This is a genomic window from Crossiella sp. CA198 (genome assembly GCF_052078295.1).
GTDB lineage: Bacteria > Actinomycetota > Actinomycetes > Mycobacteriales > Pseudonocardiaceae > Crossiella.
In genome coordinates this window covers 201916-221253 of sequence record NZ_JBQJIM010000010.1, presented here as the reverse complement: position 1 = coordinate 221253, position 19338 = coordinate 201916, and the positions used below count along the sequence as shown (strand labels likewise).

19 protein-coding genes are annotated in these 19338 nt (G+C 71.7%); 9 read left to right on the top strand and 10 right to left on the bottom strand.

Annotated elements, in window-relative coordinates; translation table 11 throughout:
• Nucleotides 1–9: 9 nt before the first annotated feature.
• A complete protein-coding gene (crtI, locus tag ACTOWY_RS18720) occupies nt 10–1479 on the top strand; it encodes a phytoene desaturase family protein (protein WP_441310926.1) in 1470 nt (489 codons plus the stop codon).
• 139 nt (nt 1480–1618) lie between these two features.
• Here the strand turns inward: crtI and ACTOWY_RS18715 are convergent, their stop codons facing one another.
• Together ACTOWY_RS18715 and ACTOWY_RS18710 are read right to left on the bottom strand one after the other, a co-directional pair.
• Nucleotides 1619–2338, bottom strand: coding sequence for a hypothetical protein (locus ACTOWY_RS18715; protein WP_441310925.1), 720 nt, complete (start codon nt 2336–2338; stop codon nt 1619–1621).
• Between the two features lie 13 nt (nt 2339–2351).
• Nucleotides 2352–3209, bottom strand: coding sequence for an alpha/beta fold hydrolase (locus ACTOWY_RS18710; RefSeq protein ID WP_441310924.1), 858 nt, complete (start codon nt 3207–3209; stop codon nt 2352–2354).
• Nucleotides 3210–3360: 151 nt separating this feature from the next.
• On the opposite strand from ACTOWY_RS18710, the gene ACTOWY_RS18705 reads away from it, so the two are divergent.
• From ACTOWY_RS18705 to ACTOWY_RS18695, 3 genes are all read left to right on the top strand, one after another.
• The gene (locus ACTOWY_RS18705; protein WP_441310923.1) at nt 3361–3921 is read left to right on the top strand and encodes a TetR/AcrR family transcriptional regulator; all 561 of its coding nucleotides are present in this window, start codon (nt 3361–3363) and stop codon (nt 3919–3921) included.
• A 71-nt stretch (nt 3922–3992) separates the two neighbouring features.
• On the top strand, nt 3993–4379 hold the full coding sequence (locus ACTOWY_RS18700) for a hypothetical protein (RefSeq protein ID WP_441310922.1): 387 nt from the start codon (nt 3993–3995) through the stop codon (nt 4377–4379).
• The gene (locus ACTOWY_RS18695; protein ID WP_441310921.1) at nt 4376–4690 is read left to right on the top strand and encodes a hypothetical protein; all 315 of its coding nucleotides are present in this window, start codon (nt 4376–4378) and stop codon (nt 4688–4690) included. Before ACTOWY_RS18700 ends, ACTOWY_RS18695 begins: the two co-directional genes overlap by 4 nt.
• Here ACTOWY_RS18695 and ACTOWY_RS18690 read toward each other — a convergent pair.
• From ACTOWY_RS18690 to ACTOWY_RS18665, 6 genes are read right to left on the bottom strand one after another with little or no spacing between them, the layout of a single operon-like run.
• Complete coding sequence (locus ACTOWY_RS18690) at nt 4659–4937, bottom strand: hypothetical protein (protein ID WP_441310920.1); 279 nt, start codon at nt 4935–4937, stop codon at nt 4659–4661. The two genes, ACTOWY_RS18695 and ACTOWY_RS18690, sit on opposite strands and share 32 nt — an antisense overlap.
• A gap of 32 nt (nt 4938–4969) precedes the next feature.
• Nucleotides 4970–6241, bottom strand: a complete 1272-nt coding sequence (locus tag ACTOWY_RS18685; protein WP_441310919.1) for a transporter — start codon at nt 6239–6241, stop codon at nt 4970–4972.
• A gap of 2 nt (nt 6242–6243) precedes the next feature.
• On the bottom strand, nt 6244–6792 hold the full coding sequence (locus tag ACTOWY_RS18680) for a hypothetical protein (protein WP_441310918.1): 549 nt from the start codon (nt 6790–6792) through the stop codon (nt 6244–6246).
• The gene (locus ACTOWY_RS18675) at nt 6789–8936 is read right to left on the bottom strand and encodes a hydantoinase/oxoprolinase family protein (protein ID WP_441310917.1); all 2148 of its coding nucleotides are present in this window, start codon (nt 8934–8936) and stop codon (nt 6789–6791) included. The genes ACTOWY_RS18680 and ACTOWY_RS18675 overlap by 4 nt, the downstream gene beginning before the upstream one ends.
• 2 nt (nt 8937–8938) lie before the next feature.
• A complete protein-coding gene (locus tag ACTOWY_RS18670) occupies nt 8939–10561 on the bottom strand; it encodes an FAD-dependent oxidoreductase (RefSeq protein WP_441310916.1) in 1623 nt (540 codons plus the stop codon).
• 23 nt (nt 10562–10584) lie between these two features.
• Nucleotides 10585–11625, bottom strand: coding sequence for a LacI family DNA-binding transcriptional regulator (locus tag ACTOWY_RS18665; RefSeq protein ID WP_441310915.1), 1041 nt, complete (start codon nt 11623–11625; stop codon nt 10585–10587).
• A 190-nt stretch (nt 11626–11815) separates the two neighbouring features.
• Here ACTOWY_RS18665 and ACTOWY_RS18660 point away from each other — a divergent pair, with 190 nt between their 5' ends.
• Both ACTOWY_RS18660 and ACTOWY_RS18655 read left to right on the top strand, forming a co-directional pair.
• Nucleotides 11816–12868, top strand: a complete 1053-nt coding sequence (locus ACTOWY_RS18660; protein WP_441310914.1) for a hypothetical protein — start codon at nt 11816–11818, stop codon at nt 12866–12868.
• Nucleotides 12869–12899: 31 nt separating this feature from the next.
• Nucleotides 12900–14105, top strand: a complete 1206-nt coding sequence (locus tag ACTOWY_RS18655) for an SGNH/GDSL hydrolase family protein (protein WP_441310913.1) — start codon at nt 12900–12902, stop codon at nt 14103–14105.
• Here the strand turns inward: ACTOWY_RS18655 and ACTOWY_RS18650 are convergent.
• Nucleotides 14056–15000 carry a bifunctional helix-turn-helix transcriptional regulator/GNAT family N-acetyltransferase gene (locus tag ACTOWY_RS18650; RefSeq protein WP_441310912.1) on the bottom strand — a complete coding sequence of 315 codons (945 nt, stop codon included), beginning with the start codon at nt 14998–15000 and terminating at the stop codon, nt 14056–14058. The genes ACTOWY_RS18655 and ACTOWY_RS18650 overlap by 50 nt on opposite strands.
• A gap of 116 nt (nt 15001–15116) precedes the next feature.
• Between ACTOWY_RS18650 and ACTOWY_RS18645 the strand changes: the two genes are divergently transcribed.
• Nucleotides 15117–16163, top strand: a complete 1047-nt coding sequence (locus ACTOWY_RS18645; RefSeq protein WP_441310911.1) for an aldo/keto reductase — start codon at nt 15117–15119, stop codon at nt 16161–16163.
• A 110-nt stretch (nt 16164–16273) separates the two neighbouring features.
• Here the strand turns inward: ACTOWY_RS18645 and ACTOWY_RS18640 are convergent, their stop codons facing one another.
• A complete protein-coding gene (locus ACTOWY_RS18640) occupies nt 16274–16840 on the bottom strand; it encodes a GNAT family N-acetyltransferase (protein ID WP_441310910.1) in 567 nt (188 codons plus the stop codon).
• Nucleotides 16841–16911: 71 nt separating this feature from the next.
• Between ACTOWY_RS18640 and ACTOWY_RS18635 the strand changes: the two genes are divergently transcribed.
• A complete protein-coding gene (locus ACTOWY_RS18635) occupies nt 16912–17748 on the top strand; it encodes a serine hydrolase (protein ID WP_441310909.1) in 837 nt (278 codons plus the stop codon).
• A gap of 37 nt (nt 17749–17785) precedes the next feature.
• Nucleotides 17786–19327 (top strand): FAD-dependent oxidoreductase, encoded by a 1542-nt coding sequence (locus ACTOWY_RS18630; RefSeq protein ID WP_441310908.1) that lies wholly within the window; start codon nt 17786–17788, stop codon nt 19325–19327.
• The last annotated feature ends 11 nt before the right edge of the window (nt 19328–19338 follow it).

Sequence of the window (19338 nt, the reverse complement as noted above, 5' to 3'; positions counted from 1 at the left end):
AGTGCGGCCATGCGGCGGGTGACCGGACGGAGCGACCACGTCCTGGTCGTCGGCGGCGGGCTGGCCGGGTTGTCCGCGGCACTGCACCTGCGCGGCAGCGGCCGCGAGGTGACCGTGGTGGAACGCGAGCCGCATCCGGGCGGGCGGGCCGGGCGGCTGGATGTGGACGGGTTCCGGCTGGACACCGGGCCGACCGTGCTGACCATGCCGGAACTCATCGACGAGGCCCTGCACGCGGTCGGCGACTCGCTGGCGGAACGACTGGAGCTGCTGCCGCTGCACCCGGCCTACCGGGCCCGGTTCGCCGACGGCAGCAGCCTGGACGTGCACACCGGGGCCGAGGCGATGGCCGAGGAGGTGCGCCGGTTCGCCGGACCGGCCGAGGCGCAGGGCTACCTGCGGCTGCGGGAGTGGCTGGGCCGGTTGTACGCGGTGGAGCGGGACCGGTTCATCGGCGCGAACTTCGACTCGCCGCTGGATCTGGCCGGCGCCTCGCTGGCGAAACTGGCGGCGCTGGGCGGGTTCGGGCGGCTGGGGCCCGCGGTGGGGCGATTCATCCGGGACCCGCGGCTGCGGCGGGTGTTCTCCTTCCAGTCCCTCTACGCCGGGGTGCCGCCGCAGCGCGCGCTGGCCGCCTACGCGGTGATCGCCTACATGGACACCGTGGCCGGGGTGTGGTTCCCGCGCGGCGGCATGCGCGCCCTCCCCCAGGCCATGGCCGAGGCCGCCGCGGCCGCCGGGGTGCGGTTCCGCTACGGCGAGACAGTGGAATCCCTGGAGGGCAGGGGCGGGCGGGTGCTGGCCGCGCACACCGCCACCGACCGGATCACCTGCGACGCGGTGGTGCTGACCACCGACCTGGCCGCCGCCTACGACCTGCTCGGCCACCAGCCGCGCCGCCCGGTGCCACTGCGCTGGTCACCTTCGGCGGTCGTGGTGCACCTGGCCGCCGAGCAAACCTCGCCCGACCTGGCGCACCACACGATCAGCTTCGGCGAGGCGTGGGAGCAGACCTTCACCGAGATCACCAGCGGCGGCAGGCTGATGTCGGATCCCTCGCTGCTGCTGACCACCCCGTCGCTGACCGATCCGACGCTCGCCCCGCCCGGCCGGGCCGGGCACTTCCTGCTCGCGCCCTGCCCGAACCTGGCCGACGCACCCCTGGAATGGGACCGGATCGGCCCGCACTACGCCGAGGAGATCGTGACGGTGCTGGCCAAACGCGGCCTGCTGCCGGACCGGGCCGCGGTGACCCGGCTGTCGCTGGTGACCCCGGCGGACTGGGCGCGCCAGGGGCTGTCCGCGGGCACACCGTTCGCGCTGGCGCACACCTTCGCCCAGACCGGGCCGTTCCGGCCGGGGAACCTGCCGAGGGCGTTCGCGAATGTGGTGCTGGCGGGGGCGGGCACCACGCCCGGGGTGGGGATCCCGCCGGTGCTGATCTCCGGTCGCCTGGCCGCCCAGCGCATCACGGGCTGACCAGCGCCGCGAGGGCGACACTCTGCCATGCAGGCGGCTGCACGGCGGCCAGACCGCGCGCGGGGTCGATCACCGCTGCACCACCCCGGCGACCGTGATCAGCCCGACCGCACCCCCGAGACCGGCCACTGGCCGCTGGCTAGGCGACCGTGATGTCGCTCAGCTCCAGGGTGATCCCGGCGACGCTGAGGTCCACCGTGTTATCCGGGTTGCGCCGGTATACCCGCCGGCTGGTCGGGAACACCAGCCCGCCCACCGTGCGATGTTCCCCGGTGTAGTGCGCGACCAGCACGTCCGCGTTGACATCGACCGTGTAGTCCAGGCGGCGGAGCAGGCCGTCGGGGCCGTAGTAGAAGGTCTGCTCGGCGGTGTGGGTGGCCAGGTCGGCGGGGAAGGTGACGTGCAGCCGCCGCCAGGTCTCGCCGTTCTCCCGCCAGGTCTCGCCTTCCTCGGCGCGGACGCCGCCGAAGGTGAACAGGTAGGGCGTGACCAGGTAGTTCCACATGGCGTAGCCCAGGAAGTAGCCGACCTGCAGCGGTTGCCACGGGGACAGCTCGTCGTTGCCGCGATAGGTGCCGCGGGGTTCGGCCAGGCGGTCCACCAGCGCGCCCGCACGGTCCCGCAGGGTGACCTCGTCGGGCCGGAAGGTCAGGGTGTGCCCGGGGTTGAGCCAGGGCGTGATCACGTGGTGCTGGCGGTGCGGATCGACCACCAGGGTCTGGCCGGTGAAGGCCTCCGGGTAGCCGCGCAGTCCCCAGAACGGTCCGCCCGCGTTCAGGTGCGCGGTGATCTCGGTGGTGTGCTGCCAGGCGGCCAGGCCGCCGTGCTTTTCCAGCACGAAGTCGAGCAGGTCACTCATTGCCGGTCGCCTTTCAGTGGAACGCGAGCTGGGTGCCGAGGAATCGGTCGGCCTGGCTGACGAACAGTTCCGGGTACTGGAACAGGGCGCCGTGGCCGGATTCCGGGTAAATGCTGAGCTGGGCGTTGGGCAGGTGCCGGGCGAGGTCGTAGGAGTTGACCGTGGGCACCATGACGTCCTCGCGCCCGTTGACCACCAGGGTCGGCTGGGTAATGCGGGCGAGGTCGGCGAACCTGTCCTCGCCGTCGGCCTGCCAGCTCGCCGTGGCGATGCCCTGTGCCTGCATGGTCTGCGCGCCCGAGGGCGGGTCGGCGTCGGCGCGGGCGGTGCGGCGGTCCCAGAACTCGCGGCCTGCGGCCTGGCTGGCGTCGGCGGGGTCGAAGAAGAGGAACAGGAAGTCCGCCAGTTCCGGCACCGCGTTGCGGGTGGCCACGCGCGGGTAGTCCGGGTGCGCGCCCTCGCTGGTGCCGCCCTTGGCCCGGGTGCCGGCCAGGATCAGCCTGCGTACCAGGTCAGCGTGCCGCAGGGCCAGTTCCTGGGCGACCATGCCGCCGATGGAGAAGCCCAGCACGTCCACGGTGCGCAGGCCCAGTCCGCCCAGCGCGGCCGCGACCCCGTCGGCGTGGCCCTCGATGGTGTCGGGGGTCTGGCCGGTGGAGGCGCCGACGCCTGCGTAGTTGAGCAGCAGCACCGGGCGGTGCACGGCCAGGCCGTCGGTGACCGCCGGGTCCCAGTTGTCCAGGCCGCCGCGGAAGTGCTGGAGGAAGACCAGCGGGGTGCCGGTGTCCGCGCCGAAACGGCGGTAGGCGTACCGGGTCCCGTCGACCTCCACGAAGTGGGTCGGCGCGGTGACGTGCGTGTGCGTGGCCATGTCCGTTGTCCTTTCCCGATGTCCAGCCGACTCGGTAAACCGATCGGTACCGCAGACGTTAGCACCAGAAGGAAACCGATCGGTACCCACTTTCCTGTGATCGGCGACACGCGGTTTTCCGGAACAGGAAAACGAGCGGTACCCTGAACACATGACCACCCAGGCCAGCCCGCGCGAGCGCATCCTCGGCGCGACCAGCGCCCTGTTCTACCGGCAGGGCATCCAGGCCACCGGGGTGGAGGAACTGGCCGAGGCCGCGGCGGTCTCCAAGCGCACCCTCTACAAGCTGTTCGGCAGCAAGGACAACCTGATCACGGCCTACCTGGAGCAGCTGACCACCAGATCCCTCGGCAACGAGGCCGGCCTGGCCCGCGCCGACCTGTCCGCCCGGGATCGGCTGATCGTCCTGTTCGACCGCCCGGACCAGGCTCTGGGCTTTCGCGGCTGTCCCCTGCACAACGCCGCGGTCGAACTGGCCGAGGCCAATCAGGCCGCGCACGCGGTGATCCACCGCCACAAGCTCGACTTCCTGCGCCGCCTGACCGAGACCGCCCGCGAGGCCGGGGCTGCGGATCCGGACGAGCTAGGCCGCCAGCTGTTCGTGCTGTTCGAGGGCTCGATGGCACTGGCGACCTCCCTGGATGACGACGCCGCCTTCGACTACGCCCGCCCGGCCGCGCTCAACCTGATCGCCGCCGCCACCGGCAGCTGACCGGAATCACTTTGAGCAATCGCTCAACATGTGCTTAGAATTGAGCACTCGCTCAATCATGGAGGCGCAGCATGGAAACCTCACTCCCGGCACCCGTCTGGCGGATCGTCGCCACGGCGGTGGCCGCGGTGGTCATGGCGGCCACCACGCTCACCCGGATCTCGGAAACGACCCGCGTCGACCCGACCGAGCAGTACCTGGTGGTGATGTCGCTGGTCGGATTCGTCCCGCTGTTCTTCATCGGCAACGACTACGCGTTCCGGGTGGCCTGCCTCGTGGTCGCGGTGAATCCCGGCCTGACCGTCCCGATGCTCTTCATGGGTCCCGGTCTGCTCCTGCTCGGAGTCGGCCTGTCCGGCCGGTCCTGGCTGGCCCGGGTGCCGTTCATCCTGCTCGGCGCGGCGGGCGGCTACCTGATCATCGTCACGACCGTGCACCGCATCTGGGGCTTGACATGACGGCCCCGCCGCGCTGGCTGTGGCGGCTGATGGCACTGCCGGTCACCGTGTCGATGGCCGTCGGCGTGCTGATGTCGATCGCCCTCGGCCCGGCCAGCCCGTTCTTCCTGGCCCTGGCCCTGTTCGGCTTCCTGCCCCTGGCCGCCCGCAGCACCACCCAGCTCGGCATCCTGTGCCTGCTGACCGGCGGCGTCCAGGTGGCCGTGGGTGTGCTGCCGTTCCTGATCCTGTTCGCCGCCAGTGGCGGCGTCATGATGCTGGTGGGACTGGTGGCCTTCGTCAGCCGGCCGGTGCGGGCACCGGCAGGGTGAACTCCGGCCGGGACCAGGTCACCCGGGGCGGCGACGGCGGCAGGATCCGGACCTGCTCCGCGCCCTGCCGACGGTAGAACTCGGCCGCGCGCGGGTGCGAGACGATCCGCACCGCGGTCAGGTCCGCCGCGGTGAGCCGGAAGTCGTGCAGGATCGAGGCGTACTCACCCCGGTAGGCCGAACAGGCGTACATCAGTTCGGTCAACTCCTCGGCCTGACCAGGGTCGGCGGGGCGAATGACGGTCACCTTCGGCAGCCTAGGCGGAGGCACCGACAGCACTACAGGTACAGCAGCGCGGTCAGGGTCAGGCCGCCGATCGCGATCAGCCAGGTGTAGGGCAGCGTGGACAGCATCACCCGTTCCGGGCGGGTGCCGGCGTACTGGGCACTCCACACGGTCTGCGTGCTGGTCGGATCGGACACGCCGAGCACCTGGCCGAGGGAGGACATCAGGCCCAGCACCGCGGTCTGCGGGTACACCCCGCCGGAGATCAGCACCCCGGCCACACCCGCGCCCAGGCCGTAGATGTTGAGCGGCCCCCGGTACAGCGACAGCGGCGCCAGCACCGCGAAGACCACCACGAACAGCACCGGACCGGCCGGGCTGACGGCTTGCACGATCGGGTTCAGCGCCGCGACCGCACCCGGTAGCCGCACCGCGGACAACAGCATGCCGATGGCCACGAACAGCACGATCGGCGGCGCGGCCACCTCGAAGGCCCGGTACAGCGTGCGCAGCGCGCGTTCCCTGGCCCCGCCACGCCGGTAGGTGCTGACCAGGCCGTAGAGCAGTCCAGCGAGCAGGGCGGGCACGATCGGCAGGTCGAAGCCGAGCGCGAGCACGATCGGCACCAGCGGGGTGAGCAGCGCGTACCAGGGCGCGTCGCCACGCCGGGTCCGTCGCCGGGCGGCGGCACGCACCGCCCAGGCGTGCCGCACGCCCTTGCGCCGGGTTTCGATGAGCACGTAGGCGATCCCGATGACCAGCACGATCGGGAACAGCCGCAGCTGGAAGGAGCGGACCTGCTCGATCGGCATCCGCAGCGCGTCGGCCAGGAACTGCCAGCCGATCAGCTCCAGGGGCAGTCCGGCGGAGATGCCCATCAGCACGGTGCCCGCGGCGACCACCTTGGGCACGCCGACCGCGATCATCGCCGGGATCCCCACCACCCCGGCCAGCAGGGCGGCCGGCGCCGAGCCGGTGATGGTGCCGACCAGCAGCGACACCCCGAACACGCCCAGTGCCACCAGCGCGGGCCGTTCCCCGCCGAACTCGACGATCTTGCGCACCAGGGTCGCGGCGATGCCGGTCTCCTCCAGCAGCGCGCCCAGCCAGGAGCCGAGCAGGATGGCGATCATGGTGGCGGCCAGCAGCGGCGCGCCGGTCTGCAGCACGGTGGTGGCCACGCTGGTGCTCTTGCCGAGCAGGCTGGCCCCGGACAGCAATCCGATGGCCACGGCGAGGAAGCCGAGGGTGAACGCGGTGGGCAGCAACCGGGTGAGCATCAGCAGCACACCCAAGGCCATCACGGCCACGATGACAAAGCCCATGGTCAACTCCGGGTGGCGGCGAGGTGGCGGCTGAGGGTCTGGGTGAGGCGCAGCGGGCAGTGCTGTCCGCCCAGGACGTGCCGGGCGTAGCTGTGCGCGGCGATCTCGTCCGCGCCGAGCACGTGGCCGCGCAGGCGGATCCGGCCCAGGGTCAGTGCGGTATGGTCGAGCCGGTGGCGTAGTTCCCGGCCCGCGGTGCCGTGCAGGCGGTGGTGGGCCTGTTCATGGGCGATCGCGGCTGCCTCGACGATCTCCGGCGGGAACGTCTCGGCTGGTCCCTGGCCGCGCAGGATGTCCTGGACCGCGATGATCGCGTCGGTGTAGAGCAGGATCCTGGGGCGGTTGGGCCGGTATTCGGCGAGCACCAGCTCGTCCGGGTGGTGGCCGCCCTCGACCCGGTGCACCGGGATGTCCGGTGGCCGCGCGGTGTGGGCGAGTTCGCGGCCGAAGTCCAGGGCGATGCGGGCCCAGCGGCGCAGGGTGTGCTCCTCGCGGTGCTCGTGGGTCGGGGTGGCGCGCAGCAGCCACACGGCGCGGTCCAGTTCGGTCATCGCCGTTCCTCCATGATCGCCACCAGCGTTTCTCCCGGTGCGCGGGTGCGGAGTTCGGTGTCGATCAGGGCGAGCAGCGCGTCCACGGCGAGCACACCGCTGAGGTCGATCACCTTGGCGCCCACCAGCAATCGGACCGCGGGGGCGCGGGCGCCGCCGTCGCCGTAGCGGGTGCGGTCGCGGATGAGTTCCAGGAGTCTGGCCGGGGCTTCGGCGACGGTCAGCGCGTCCACCTGCGCGTCGGAGCTGTGTACCCGGACCACGCCCTCGGCGTCGACCACGCGCACCGCGAGCCGCGGTCGCCGGAGCAGGCCGCGCTTGCGGGTGTGGCCGAAGACGCGGTAGTTGCCGTTGTGCGCCAACGGCAACACCTCGGCGACCGGTGCGTCCAGGCTGCGCGCGGCGATCTCACCGGCCCGCTGATCGTCCACTGTGGACGCGCGGTCCTTGGTGCGCAGGTCGGTGGCGCCGGTGGCGATGGCGCGGACCAGGTTGCGCTGCGGGTCCACCAGGACCTCCACCTCGACCCCGGCCGGGTCCGCGCCCTGGGCGACCACGGCCGCTTCGGCCTCGGCGCGCACGGCCAGCACGTCGGCGTGCCCGGGGTTGGGCACGATCCGCTCGACCGATTCCCGGACCAGGGCCAGCGCGACGCCGAGCGGGCTGATGACCTCGCTGTGCGCGGCGATCCGCCAGTCCAGCCCGGTTTCCGCGCCCAGGTGCGGGGTGACGGTCGCCGCTCCCCCACCGCCGCCGACCAGGGTGAGCAGGTCCCGGTCCAGCCGGTAGTCGGCAAGCAGGGCGTCCAGGACGGCCCGGACCGGGCGGATCGCCTGGTCGAGCACCGCCCGCGCGGCCACCTCGACCGGCACGCCCATGGCCAGGGCGAGGGGGGTCAGCGCGAGCCGGGCGAGGGTGGGATCGGCGTGCGCGTGATCGCCAGGTGGGACCACGCCGAGTGCGTTGGCCGCGCAGGTCAGGGTGATCGCGTAGCGCCCGCCCGCGGCCTCGATGGCCAGGTAGTCATCCGGGTCCTCGGCTCGTGGGCGCAGGGTGATGAGCCTGGCCTCGGCGAGTTCGGCGGCGGTGGCGAAGCAGGCGTAGGGCAGTCCGGCGATGTGCGCGCTGCGCGGTCCGACCTCGGCGATCTCCCGCTGTCCCGGGGCGAGCCGGATCATCGAGCCGCCGCCGACGCCGACCGTCCGCACGTCCAGCGCGGACAGGTAGGTGTCCCGGCCGCCCAGGCGGGCGTGCCGGATCTGCACCCGGCCGCGGCGGATCACGCTGATGTCGGTGGAGGTGCCGCCGGTCTCCAGGAAGACGCCCTCGCTGATCCGTCCGGCCAGCAGCGCGCCCGCGACCCCGGCGGCGGGGCCGGACAGCACGGTGAGCAGTGGGCGGCTGCGCATCTCGGCCAGCGACATCACCCCGCCGTCGCAGCGCATGACCATCAGCGGCGCGGTGATCCCGGCCGCGGCGATCCCGTGTTCGACCAGGGTGGCGGTCTCCAGCATGCGCGGCATGATCCCGGCGTTGAGCACGGCGGTGCGGGCGCGTTTGGTCAGGCCGTACAGCTTGGAGATCTCGTGGGTGGCGGTGGCGGGGATGCCGGCTTCGGCCGCGGCGGCGAGCACGGCCTGTTCGCCGAGTGGGTCGTCCACGCTGAACGGTTCGACCGCGACCAGCACTTCCGCGCCCGCTTTTCTCAGCGTCGCCACGGCGGTGGCGGCTCCGGCCGGGTCGCGGGCGGCGGCGTAGCTGACCGGCATCGTGCGGCCGGGGGCGAGCTTCAGCTTGCCCAGGGACCGCAGCCGCCCGGTGACCCAGCCGTCAAAACCCTTGCCTATCCCCACGATTCCGACCTTGGCGACATCGCCTTCGAGCAGGGCGTTGGTGGCCTGGGTGGTGCCGTGGGCGAGGAAGCCGACCTCGGCGGCGGCCACCCCGACCTGGGCCAGCAGCTCGGTCAGCGCGGCCACGATGCCGTGTGCCACGCCGTCGGGGTGGTGGTGGCTGGTCGGCACCTTGACCTGGCCGAGCAGCTCGAAGGTGCGCGCGCTGACCGCGACCGCGTCGGTGAAGGTGCCGCCGACGTCGATGCCGACCCTGATCCGTCCCACCGCTCCGCCTTCCGGTGTCCGCATGGTCAGTACCCGCGGATGTCCGGCCAGCGGCGTTCGACGCCGGCGCGGTCCAGTTCCTGGGTGAAGCTCTCCAGCAGCTTGGTTTCGGCGTGCACCTGGTGCGGTTCGACTCCGTTGCGTAGCGAGAAGCCCGCCAGGTGCCCGGAAACCTCTCCCACATTCCACTCGACGGGGTGGAGTCGGAAGCAGCCGTTCGTTATGTGCGTGGTGCCCAGGTTTTTCGCCGCCGGGAGCAGGTTCCGGACCCGTTGCGGCAGCAGCGCGCCGAGCGGGATCTCGAACGGAACGCTTGCCACGTCAAGGTAATTGTCCCCGCCGGTGGAGGCGTGAAGATCGATCCGGTAGCTGCCGATGCCGACCGAATCCGGGTACCTGGTGCCACCGGCCGGACCGACCAGTTCCAGGGCCACATCACGTTCGGTGACTGTCCTTTTGGCACGGATGCGCCTGGATTCGCGGATATATGGTGCTTTCGCGAGTCCGTCAGCCGTTCCGGTGATGTCGTTACGCAGCTTCAGTCCGGGGAAGCCGGTTCCGCCGTCGTGGCGTGGAGCTTCGGTCTGCAGCCAGTACAGTACGGACAGCGACAGTTGCTTGGCCTCGTGCAGGGCAGTACGGACTTCCGCGGCGTCGACCCCGCCGTCGATCTCCAGTGCGGGCATGAGCCAGTAGTCGTTGAGTGGCCAGTTGACCAGGGTGATGTCGGAGTCGAAGCTGCCGGGCTGGTGCAGGCCGCGCGCGAGGATGCGCCGGAAGCCCCACAGCTCCTTGTCTCCGGCGTCCGCGCTCTGGTCCGCGCTGACCGCGAGCGGATCGGTGTCCGGGTTGGGCCGGAAGGTGCGTTCGGTCGGTTCGAGCGTGCGTGGATCCGGTGCGCTGAAACCGATCAGCGGGCCGGGCCAGAACTCCGGCCGGTAGGTGCGCCAGAACGAGTACATCTCCGGCCGGTCGATGACGTGGTTCTCGCCCTGGTGGTGGGACAACGCGAAGCAGTAGGTGATGCCTTGGAGGTTCAGTGGATCAGCGAGATCGGGCGCGTGCGGCTCATCGTGTTCGGCGGCCGCCTCGGCCCCCGTGACGTGTTCGACGCCGGCCATCGGCAGCAGGTCGCCGGATTCGGTGGCGTCCAGGATGTAGGCGGCGCGCACGGTGATCTCGGCGCCGTCCGGCCCGGCGAGGGTGATCGCCTCGACCAGGTCGCCGTGCACGTGCGCGCGGATCGGCTTGTGCCGCAACAGGATGGTCAGTAGTCCGGCGGCGAGCTGCGGCTGGCACAGCTCCTGGAGCACGGCCAGGGCGACCCGCGGTTCGTGGCAGAGTTTGCTGACCCGCCCGGCGCCCGGGTTCAGCTCGCGCTGCCGGAGTGCCTCGGCGCGCAGCGGGTAGGCGCGCCGGTAGTAGGCGCGGATGCCCTCGCGTAGTTCGCGATAGCTCGCGGTGCACCCGAAGCGCTCGATCCACGGGTGCTCATCCGGTGGCACGGCCTGCGCGGTGAGCTGGCCGCCGATCCAGTCGGTCTCCTCGGTCAGCACCACGGTGTGCCCGGCCCGGGTGGCGGCCAGGGCCGCGGCGACCCCGCCGAGGCCGCCGCCGACGACCAGGATCTCTGTTTCACGCTCGGACAATGCTCAGGGCCTTTCGGAAGGAGTCAGCGATGGGGTGCCGGACCGGTGGTGTCGCCGGTGCGCGGCGGGCACGGCAGCAGGTGCTGGTGCGGTGGGTGATCCGCCCCGGTGACCAGGTCGACCAGCAGCCGGACCGCGGCGCGGGACATCTCCTGCCGGGGCACGGTGAAGCCGCTGATCCGCCGGTCCCGCCAGCCGGTGACCGGTGGCGCACCGAGCAGGGCCAGGGACACCGCGCCAGGGCAATCCGCGCCGAGGGTGTCCAGTGCCCTGGACAGGGCGGTGAACACGGCTCCGGTGTCGGTCTCCTCGGTGACCAGCGCGGTGACGCCCGCGGCCAGCCAGCTCGCGAGGAGTCCGGGCGTGATCCCGGCGGCGTCGGCGCGGTGCACCAGGCCGTCGTGGTCGGCGCCGATGGCCGCGGCGGCCCGGCGGACGCCGAGTTCACGGTCGGCCGAGGACGGGGCCTCGTCCCGCTCCCGGACGTAGCGGAAGTGCCGGTGCCCCAGGGCGTGCAGGCCGTGCACGACCTCAGCGGCGGCACTGACGTAGTCCGCGCCGACGTAGGGGATGCGGCCGTCCAGCTCGTCCCGGCGTCCGATGTGGACGAACGGGTAGTCCTCGGCGAGCAGCACGGCGAGCTGGTCCTCGGGCACGTGCCTGCCCAGGAACAGGCAGCCGTCGGCGACCCGGACCCGGCGCAGGATGTCCTGACCGGTGCCGCTGGAACCGGTGAACAGCAGCACGTCCTGGCCCTGGGCGGCGGCCTCGGCCTCCACCCCGGCCAGCGAGGGATAGTAGGAGTGTTCGACGCCGGTGGGGAAGGTCGCGGTGAAGGTGTAGAGGCCGAGGATGTTGTTGCGGGCCAAGGCGAGCCGGGTCGCCACCGGATCGGGCGCGTAGCCCAGGGTCTGCGCGGCGGCCAGTACCCGGCGGCGAGTGGTCTCGGCCAGGCAGATGCCGGACTTGTTGCCGCTGAGCACCAGCGACACCGTGGTCTGGGAGACCCCGGCCAGCCGGGCCACATCCGACTGCGACGGCCGTCTGCGTCCTCTCGCGGCCAACCGGCACCTCCGGATCTCCAGCGCTAATGCGGATTAGCACCGAACTGTCGTCAGCACCGGCCTTGCCCGTCAAGGCGCTGACCGAAATGGGTCAGAACGCAGTACTAATACGTATTAGGTCCTTGACCGGCCGGTATGGGCCGAGAACACTCCCCCGCCAACGCCGTGGTTTCGCAAAGGAGCGAACGACATGGACGACACCGCGCACCACCCGGCGACCTTCTCCCGCCGCACCCTGCTTGGCGGCGCCGCCGCACTGGGTTCGGCCGCCGTGCTCGGCGGGCTACCCGTCCCGGGCTCCGCGACCGCACTCGGCGGCGTGGCGGCGCCGGGTCCGGCCGCCGCGGCCCCTGGCGGCTTCCCCGACTACCGCTACCTGAAGCTGGCCTTCGACAAGGCCACGCTGACCTATCCCCCGGCCCGCCGCGAGGTGATCTTCCCGTGTGTGCGCGGCACCGCGGGCCGGATCGCCACTCCGCTGGGCCGCTTCTACCTCTACTACGCTCCGCACGACGCCCCCGGCGGGATCTGCCTGAGCTACGCCGACTCCCTGGAGGGCCCGTTCCGGGAGTACGGCGGCAATCCACTCGTGCGGCGGGAATGGCCGCCGCACTACGACTTCGTGACGCACGTGTCCAGCCCGCACGTGCTGTGGAACAGCCAGGCCAGGGAGATGTGGCTGTACTTCCACGGGGAGAACACCACCACCCGGCTGGCCCGCTCCGCCGACGGCATCACCTTCCGCTACGACAAGATCGTGCTGTCCACCGACATGCTGCCCGCCGGCACCAGGGAGACCAGCTACGCCAGGGTGTTCGAGCACAGCATCCCGGCGCGCGGGGCGAACTACGTCATGGTCTTCATGATCAATACCACCGCGAACCGGCGGTCGATCGGCTGGGGCTGGTCGGCCGACGGCCGGAACTGGAGCTTCGACCAGCAACCGCTGATCCGGCCGGAAGAGGTCGGGCGGACCAACCTGTCCGGGCCGCACGTGTTGTTCCGCAACGACTCCGCCTACGTCGTCTACCACACCGATCAGGGCGGGATGCGGATCACCGAGGTAGGCAAGGACTTCAGTCGGCGCAAACAACTGGGCGCCTTCCACACGCCGCTGAGCACCGCACCGGACAACGGTCGCTCCGCGGCCCCGTCCTTCGGTTCCGACGGTGGGCGGGAGTACATGTTCTACGAGGCCGGGGATCGCCTCGGCGGCAATATCGCGATCGCGCGGGCGGTGTGACATGCGGGCGTGGACATCGGCGCGGGCAGCGATGCCGGCTGCCCTGCTGGCCGCGGTGCTGACGTTGTTGTCGGCACCGGTGGCGCAGGCCGTCGCGCCCGCGCGGACGGCTGCCCACTGGGTCGCGACCTGGGGCACGGCCATGAGTGAGGGCAGCGCCGAACTGTCCACCTGGCCGAGCTACACCGTCCGGCATTTCCCGCACACCAGCGTCGGCGGGGCGACGGTCCGGATCCGACTGTCCAATGTGTACGGAGACGGGGCGGCTCGCTTCGGCCGGGTCACCGTCGCGGTGGCCAGCGCCGCCAGCCCACGCCGACCGGTCGGCACTCCGCGCGAGCTGACCTTCGGCGGTCGGCGATCGGTCTCGGTGGCCGCGGGCGGAATGGCTGTGAGCGATCCGCTGCCGTTCACCGTCGTGGCGGGTTCGGATCTGGTGGTGAGCATGTTCCTGGACCGCCCGCCGGGTCTGGCCACCCGGCACCGGGCGGCCTACGCGCACAACCACCTGGCCGCCGGGGACCAGTCCGGGGCGCTGGATCCGGCGGTGTTCACCCGCAGCACCACCTCCTGGTATTTCCTCTCCGATGTGGAGGTCGACGCCCCCGGCGGCGCGGTGGTGGCCTTCGGCGACTCGATCACCGACGGCGCCGGGTCCGCGGTCGGCGCCAACCACCGCTGGCCGGACCGGCTCGCCGCGCGGGATCGCAGGCTGGGTGTGGTCAACGCCGGGATCAGCGGCAACAAGGTCCTGGTGGACAACCCGGGCTACGGACCCGCCGGGATCTCCCGCGCGCAGCGGGACATCGCGAACAGGGCCGGGGTGCGCACCGTGATCCTCCTGGAAGGCACCAACGACATCCGGCAGGACGACCCGCCCACCCTGGCGGAGTTGTGGCAGGGCTACCAACGGATCGTGGCCACCGCGCACGCCCGCGGCATCCGGGTGCTCGGCGGCACGATCACCCCGTTCAAGGGCTCGGCCAGGTTCACCGCGGCCAGGGAATCCTTACGGCAGCAGGTGAATCAGCGGATCCGGTCCGGTCAGCTCTTCGACGGGGTGGTCGATTTCGACGCGGCCGTGCGGGATCCGGCTGATCCGGCCCGATTACGGGCGGAGTCGCACAGCGGCGACTGGTTACACCCCAGCGACGCGGGCCACCAGGCCCTCGCCGGGGCGGTGCCGCTCAGCGAGCTACCCGTACCGGCAGTGGCCGGGTCCAGGTCTGGCCGGTGAGGTCCTGGCCGAAGCTGCGGTGCTTGTCCTCGCTGACCAGCTCGAACCCGAACTCCTGGTAGATCTTGCGGGCCGAGGTGAGGACGTCGTTGGTCCACAGGGTGATCGCCGAGTAGCCGGCGCGTTCGGCGAAACGCAGGCATTCCTCCACCAGGCGGGAGCCGATGCCCAGGCCCCGGGCGCTCGGTTCGACCAGCAGTAGCCGCAGCCGGGCGGTGTGCTCGTCCTCGGTCACGCAGAACACGCAGCCGACCGGTTCGCCGTCGACCTCGGCGATCCAGCCAGCCTCCCGGGAAGGGTCGTGATAACCCGCGAAATCAGCGATGATCTTGGCGACCAGGGCTTCGTAGCTCTGGTCCCAGCCGAACTGCTCGGCGTAGAGCACGGCGTTGCGGCTGATCACCCAGCCGTAGTCGCCGGGGCGCAGCGCGCGCAGCACCACCGTGCGTGGGCGTGCACGGGTGGGCGCCAGCACTTCGCGCACCGTGTTCATGGCCGTCACCAGGCGTTCCTGGTCCGCTTCGGAGAGTTCGCCGAGCAGGCCCAGGACCTGCTCGGCCGAGCGGGCGTCCAGGTCGGCGAAGACGGCGCGGCCGGCTTCGGTCAGGCGCAGCACCTGGCGGCGGGCGTCGGCGGCGGACTTCTCCCTGGTCAGGAGTCCGTCGGCGGCGAAGCGGCCGACGATGCGGCTGAGGTAGCCGGCGTCCAGGGCCAGGTCGCGGCGCAGGCCGGCCACGTCCACGGTGGCGCGCTGGCCCAGCTCGAAGAGCACCCGGGCCTCGGTGAGTGTGTACGGGGTGCTCAGCAGGCCCTCGTCGAGCACGCCCAGCTGCGCGGTGTAGCACCGGGTGAAGGCCCGGACCGCGGTGATCCGCTCCTGCCGCACACTCGTCATCGTTGCCCCAGTCTACTAGTTCGTTGACTGAGTCAAACATATCATGGGGTTGACCTGGAGTCCGCTCCAGCACCTAGGGTCCGGCGCAGAGATCACCAGACTGGGGAGCAGCACTTATGCGTTACCGCACACTCGGCGGGACCGGCATCGAGGTCAGCGTGCACTGCCTCGGCGCGATGATGTTCGGCGCGGTCGGCAACTCCGATCACGGCGACAGCGCCCGGATCATCCACGCCGCCCTGGACACCGGCATCAACTTCGTGGACACCGCGGACATGTACTCCACCGGGGAGTCCGAGGAGATCGTCGGCAAGGCCCTGGCCGGACGGCGCGAGGACGTGGTGCTGGCCACCAAGTTCCACTTCCCGATGGGCGAGGGACCCAACCGGGGCGGCAATTCCCGGCGCTGGATCACCCGCGCGATCGAGGACAGCCTGCGCCGTCTGCGCACCGACTGGATCGACCTGTACCAGGTGCACCGCCCCGACCGGAGCACCGACATCGAGGAAACCCTGGGTGCGCTGACCGATCTGGTCCGCCAGGGCAAGATCCGCGCCTTCGGCTGCTCCAGCTTCCCGGCCCAGGACATCGCCGAGGCCCACCACGTGGCCGAGCGCCGGGGCCTGTACCGCTTCCGCACCGAACAGCCGCCATACTCGCTGCTGGCCAGGGGCGTGGAGACCAACCTGCTGCCCACCGCGCAGCGCTACGGCATGGGCGTGCTGACCTGGAGCCCACTGGCCTCCGGTTTCCTCTCCGGCAAGATCCGCAAGAACCAGCCGGTGGACCTGGGCACCGGCCGGGCCGCGCTGACCCCGTTCCGCTTCGACCCGTCCCTGCCGGAGAACGCGGCCAAGTTCGACGCCCTGGAGAAGCTGGCCGAACTGGCCCAGGACCTGGGCGTGACCCTCCCGGAACTGGCGGTGGCCTTCCCCGCCGCGCACCCTGCGGTGACCTCGGTGATCATCGGGCCGCGCACGATGGAGCAGTTCGAGTCGCTGACCAAGGGCGCCGGGCTGGTCCTGGACGACGCGACCCTGGACCGGATCGACGAGATCGTGCCGCCCGGGACGGACCTGTACCGGGCGGACGGGGCTTGGCAGCCGCCGTCACTGGAGCCGGGGCGCCGGCGGCGGCCGGTGGCCGAGCGCGCGGCGGACTGAACGAGCGATCGGGGGCGGCGGTCCGCTACCCGCCGACCGGGAGCCGGGCGGCGGGGCGACGGGCAGCGGCAGCAGGCGACGGCGGGCGGCCTCGGCGGGCGGCGGGCGGGTCAGGGTTGGGCGGCGGGGTTTGCCGAGGCTGCCCACTCTTCCCTGGTGAGCTGGTACTCGACGTCGCCCTGCTCGCTGCCGTCGATCTCCTCGCCGTCCCACTCGGCGAAGAACGTGCGCACGAACCGCAGCCCGGCCTTCTCCATCACCCGCCGCGACCCCGCGTTCACCGTCATGGTGTTCGCGGTGATCATCCGGACCTCGTGCTCGCGAAAAGCCTTGTCCACCAACGCGATCGACCCCTCGCTCGCCAGGCCCTGGCCCCAGGCGGCGGTGGTGAGGCGGTAGCCGAGTTCGACGACCGCGGGGTCGGCCTCGCTGGGGTACAGCTCGAACCAGCCGAGGAACTGGCCGGTCTCGCGGCGGCGGGCGATCCAGTAGCCGAGGTCGTCTGGGTAGCCGCGGCTCATCCTGGTGGCGAAGCCCGCTTCGGTCTCGGCCGCGGTCTGGGGTGCGCTGAGGTAGCGCATGGCCGCCGGATCGCTGTGCAGGGCGATCACGTCGGGGAGGTCGGCGGGGGCCGGGACGGTGAGGACCAGGCGTTCGGTGGTCAGGAAGATCGCCATGGGGTCAGTGTCCGGGATCGGGCAAGTGATTTCCGTTGCAACCAGGTTGGTGCTTTCGGCGTAGAGACGGCATGCGAGTACGTCTGTGGCTGCCGGTGGGGCTGGTTGTCGCGGTGGTGGCCACGGTGCTGATCACCTCGTTCGGGCGGGATCCGTGGCGAACCGGGTGCACCGGGCCGCTGACCGCGCCGGGGAATCCGACCGGGTCGGGGGCCGCGGTGCGCAAGGCGGTGGAGGAGGCCGGACGCGGGGTGAGCATCGGCTACGAGGTGGTCGACCTGTCCTCCTGCCAGGTGGTGGCCGGGGTGAACGCACAGCAGCGGTTCGCCTCGGCCTCGGTGGTGAAACTGCTGATCGCGCTGGACGCGCTGGAGCGGCAGGGCGAGGCGGCCGAGGACCTGGTGGAGCGGATGCTGACGGTCAGCGACGACAACGCGGCCAGTGCGCTGTGGACCGCGCAGGGCGGGCCGCAGATCGTGCAGCGGATGGCCGACAAGCTCAAGCTGGGCGGGGTGCGGCCGCCGAAGAAGGCCGGGCAGTGGGGCGACACCCAGCTCACCGCGCACGATGTCGCGCTGGTGTACCGGCATATCTCCGCGGTGGCCTCCCGGGAACACCGGCGGTTGCTGACCGCGGCGATGGCCGCGGCCCCGCGCGCCGCCGCGGACGGCTTCGACCAGCACTTCGGCATCCCGGACGGCATGCAGGGCGCCCGGTGGGCGATCAAGCAGGGCTGGGGCAGCAGCGCGGAGCGGACCATGGTGCACACCACCGGGCTGGTCGGCGGCGATCACCAGTACGTGGTGGTGCTGTTGTCCAGCTGGCCCGACGGGATGGACCGGATGGCGGCGGGCCGGGCGCTGACCGCGGGCGCCGGACGGGTGAGCGAACCGGTGTCACCCGTCTGACCAGGGTTGGCCGGGCAGCTCCCGGGTAACTGGGAGCATGCCCAACGTCTCGTACTGGATCTCCAGCACCGCGCGGGCCGCCCAGGACCGGGCGGCGCTGCCCGAGCGGGCCGATGTGGTGGTGCTGGGTGCCGGAATCGCCGGAATCACCACCGCCTACCTGCTGAAACAGCTTGGCCTGCGGGTCGCGCTGATCGAGGCCGGACAGCTGGCCGCCGGGGTCAGCGGGCACACCACGGCCAAGGTGAGCGGACAGCACGGGCCGATCCACCAGCGGCTGCGCCGGAGCTTCGGCGCCGGCACCGCGCACGCCTACGCGAGCGCCCAGACCGTGGCCCTGGAGTGGCTGGCCGGCACCTCGGCGCGGCTGGGCATCGACTGCGAGTTCACCCGCGCCACCAGCGTGCTCTACAGCGAACGGCCGGAGAGCGTGCCGCTGTTGCGTGCCGAGACCACCGCGGCGACCGAGGCCGGGCTGCCTGCCAGTTTCGCCGAGCAGACCGAGCTGCCCTTCCCGGTGGCCGGCGCGGTGCGGCTGCCGGAGCAGGCGAAGTTCCACCCGCGGCGCTGGTTGCTCGGCCTGGCCGCGCTGCTGCCGGGCGCGGGCTGCTCGGTGCACACCGGGGTGCGGGCACTGGCGCTGACCGAGGGCGATCCGTGCGTGGTGACCACCACCGAGGGGCGGATCCGGGCTCAGCACGTGGTGGTGGCCACGCATTACCCGATCTTCGACCGGGGTGCGTTCTTCCCCCGGTTGCAGCCGCGCCGCGATCTGGTGGTGGCCGGGCCGGGTGCGGGTCCGGCGGGGATGTACCTGGATGTGGACACCGCGCATTCGGTGCGCACCGCGCCACTGCCCGATGGCGGGGAGCTGCTGATCGTGGGCGGCGAGGGGCATCTGGTCGACGACGGGGAGAACACCGGGGCGCGGTTCGACCGGCTCGCCGCCTGGGCGCGGGAACGGTTCGGGTTGCGGGAGATCCAGTACCGGTGGATGGCGCATGATCTGTCCACTCCGGACGGTCTGCCCTATGTCGGCCGGTTCCACCCGTTCACCAAACGGGTGTGGGTGGCCACCGGATTCGGCCATTGGGGCATGACCAACGGCACCCTGGCCGGACTGATCCTGCGGGATCTGATCGCCGGGGTGGCCAATCCGCACGCCGAGCTGTTCGACCCGCTGCGCACCACCCTGACCCAGTCCGCGCCCACTTTCCTCAAAACCAACGCGCATGTGGCCGCGCGGCTGGTCGGTGACCGGGTCTCGGCCGCGGCCGCCGGTGGACTCGCCGAGCTGCCCGAGGGCCAGGCGAAGGTGACCACGGTCGGCACCAGGGCGGTGGCCGCGTACCGCAGGCCCGGCGGCGAACTGTGCGCGGTCGGGGCGCGCTGCACCCACCTGGGTTGCCTGGTGGCCTTCAACGACGGGGAGCAGACCTGGGACTGTCCCTGCCACGGCTCGCGGTTCGGGCTGGACGGCTCGGTCATCCAGGGACCCGCGGTACGGCCACTGCCCAGCCTGACGGACTGGGTGGCCGAGCACGGGGCGAGCGAGCCGGACAAGGCGCCGGGCGGCTGACGCTTCGACCG

What these genes read in the sequence shown, in the direction of transcription:
- ACTOWY_RS18660 (WP_441310914.1), top strand. Translation starts at nt 11,816, where the DNA reads ATGGACGACACCGCGCACCACCCGGCGACCTTCTCCCGCCGCACCCTG.
- ACTOWY_RS18630 (WP_441310908.1), top strand. Translation starts at nt 17,786, where the DNA reads ATGCCCAACGTCTCGTACTGGATCTCCAGCACCGCGCGGGCCGCCCAG.
- ACTOWY_RS18640 (WP_441310910.1), bottom strand. Translation starts at nt 16,840, where the DNA reads ATGGCGATCTTCCTGACCACCGAACGCCTGGTCCTCACCGTCCCGGCC.
- ACTOWY_RS18635 (WP_441310909.1), top strand. Translation starts at nt 16,912, where the DNA reads ATGCGAGTACGTCTGTGGCTGCCGGTGGGGCTGGTTGTCGCGGTGGTG.
- ACTOWY_RS18700 (WP_441310922.1), top strand. Translation starts at nt 3,993, where the DNA reads ATGGAAACCTCACTCCCGGCACCCGTCTGGCGGATCGTCGCCACGGCG.
- ACTOWY_RS18695 (WP_441310921.1), top strand. Translation starts at nt 4,376, where the DNA reads ATGACGGCCCCGCCGCGCTGGCTGTGGCGGCTGATGGCACTGCCGGTC.
- ACTOWY_RS18710 (WP_441310924.1), bottom strand. Translation starts at nt 3,209, where the DNA reads ATGGCCACGCACACGCACGTCACCGCGCCGACCCACTTCGTGGAGGTC.
- crtI (WP_441310926.1), top strand. Translation starts at nt 10, where the DNA reads ATGCGGCGGGTGACCGGACGGAGCGACCACGTCCTGGTCGTCGGCGGC.
- ACTOWY_RS18685 (WP_441310919.1), bottom strand. Translation starts at nt 6,241, where the DNA reads ATGGGCTTTGTCATCGTGGCCGTGATGGCCTTGGGTGTGCTGCTGATG.
- ACTOWY_RS18650 (WP_441310912.1), bottom strand. Translation starts at nt 15,000, where the DNA reads ATGACGAGTGTGCGGCAGGAGCGGATCACCGCGGTCCGGGCCTTCACC.
- ACTOWY_RS18715 (WP_441310925.1), bottom strand. Translation starts at nt 2,338, where the DNA reads ATGAGTGACCTGCTCGACTTCGTGCTGGAAAAGCACGGCGGCCTGGCC.
- ACTOWY_RS18645 (WP_441310911.1), top strand. Translation starts at nt 15,117, where the DNA reads ATGCGTTACCGCACACTCGGCGGGACCGGCATCGAGGTCAGCGTGCAC.
- ACTOWY_RS18655 (WP_441310913.1), top strand. Translation starts at nt 12,900, where the DNA reads ATGCCGGCTGCCCTGCTGGCCGCGGTGCTGACGTTGTTGTCGGCACCG.
- ACTOWY_RS18675 (WP_441310917.1), bottom strand. Translation starts at nt 8,936, where the DNA reads ATGCGGACACCGGAAGGCGGAGCGGTGGGACGGATCAGGGTCGGCATC.
- ACTOWY_RS18705 (WP_441310923.1), top strand. Translation starts at nt 3,361, where the DNA reads ATGACCACCCAGGCCAGCCCGCGCGAGCGCATCCTCGGCGCGACCAGC.
- ACTOWY_RS18680 (WP_441310918.1), bottom strand. Translation starts at nt 6,792, where the DNA reads ATGACCGAACTGGACCGCGCCGTGTGGCTGCTGCGCGCCACCCCGACC.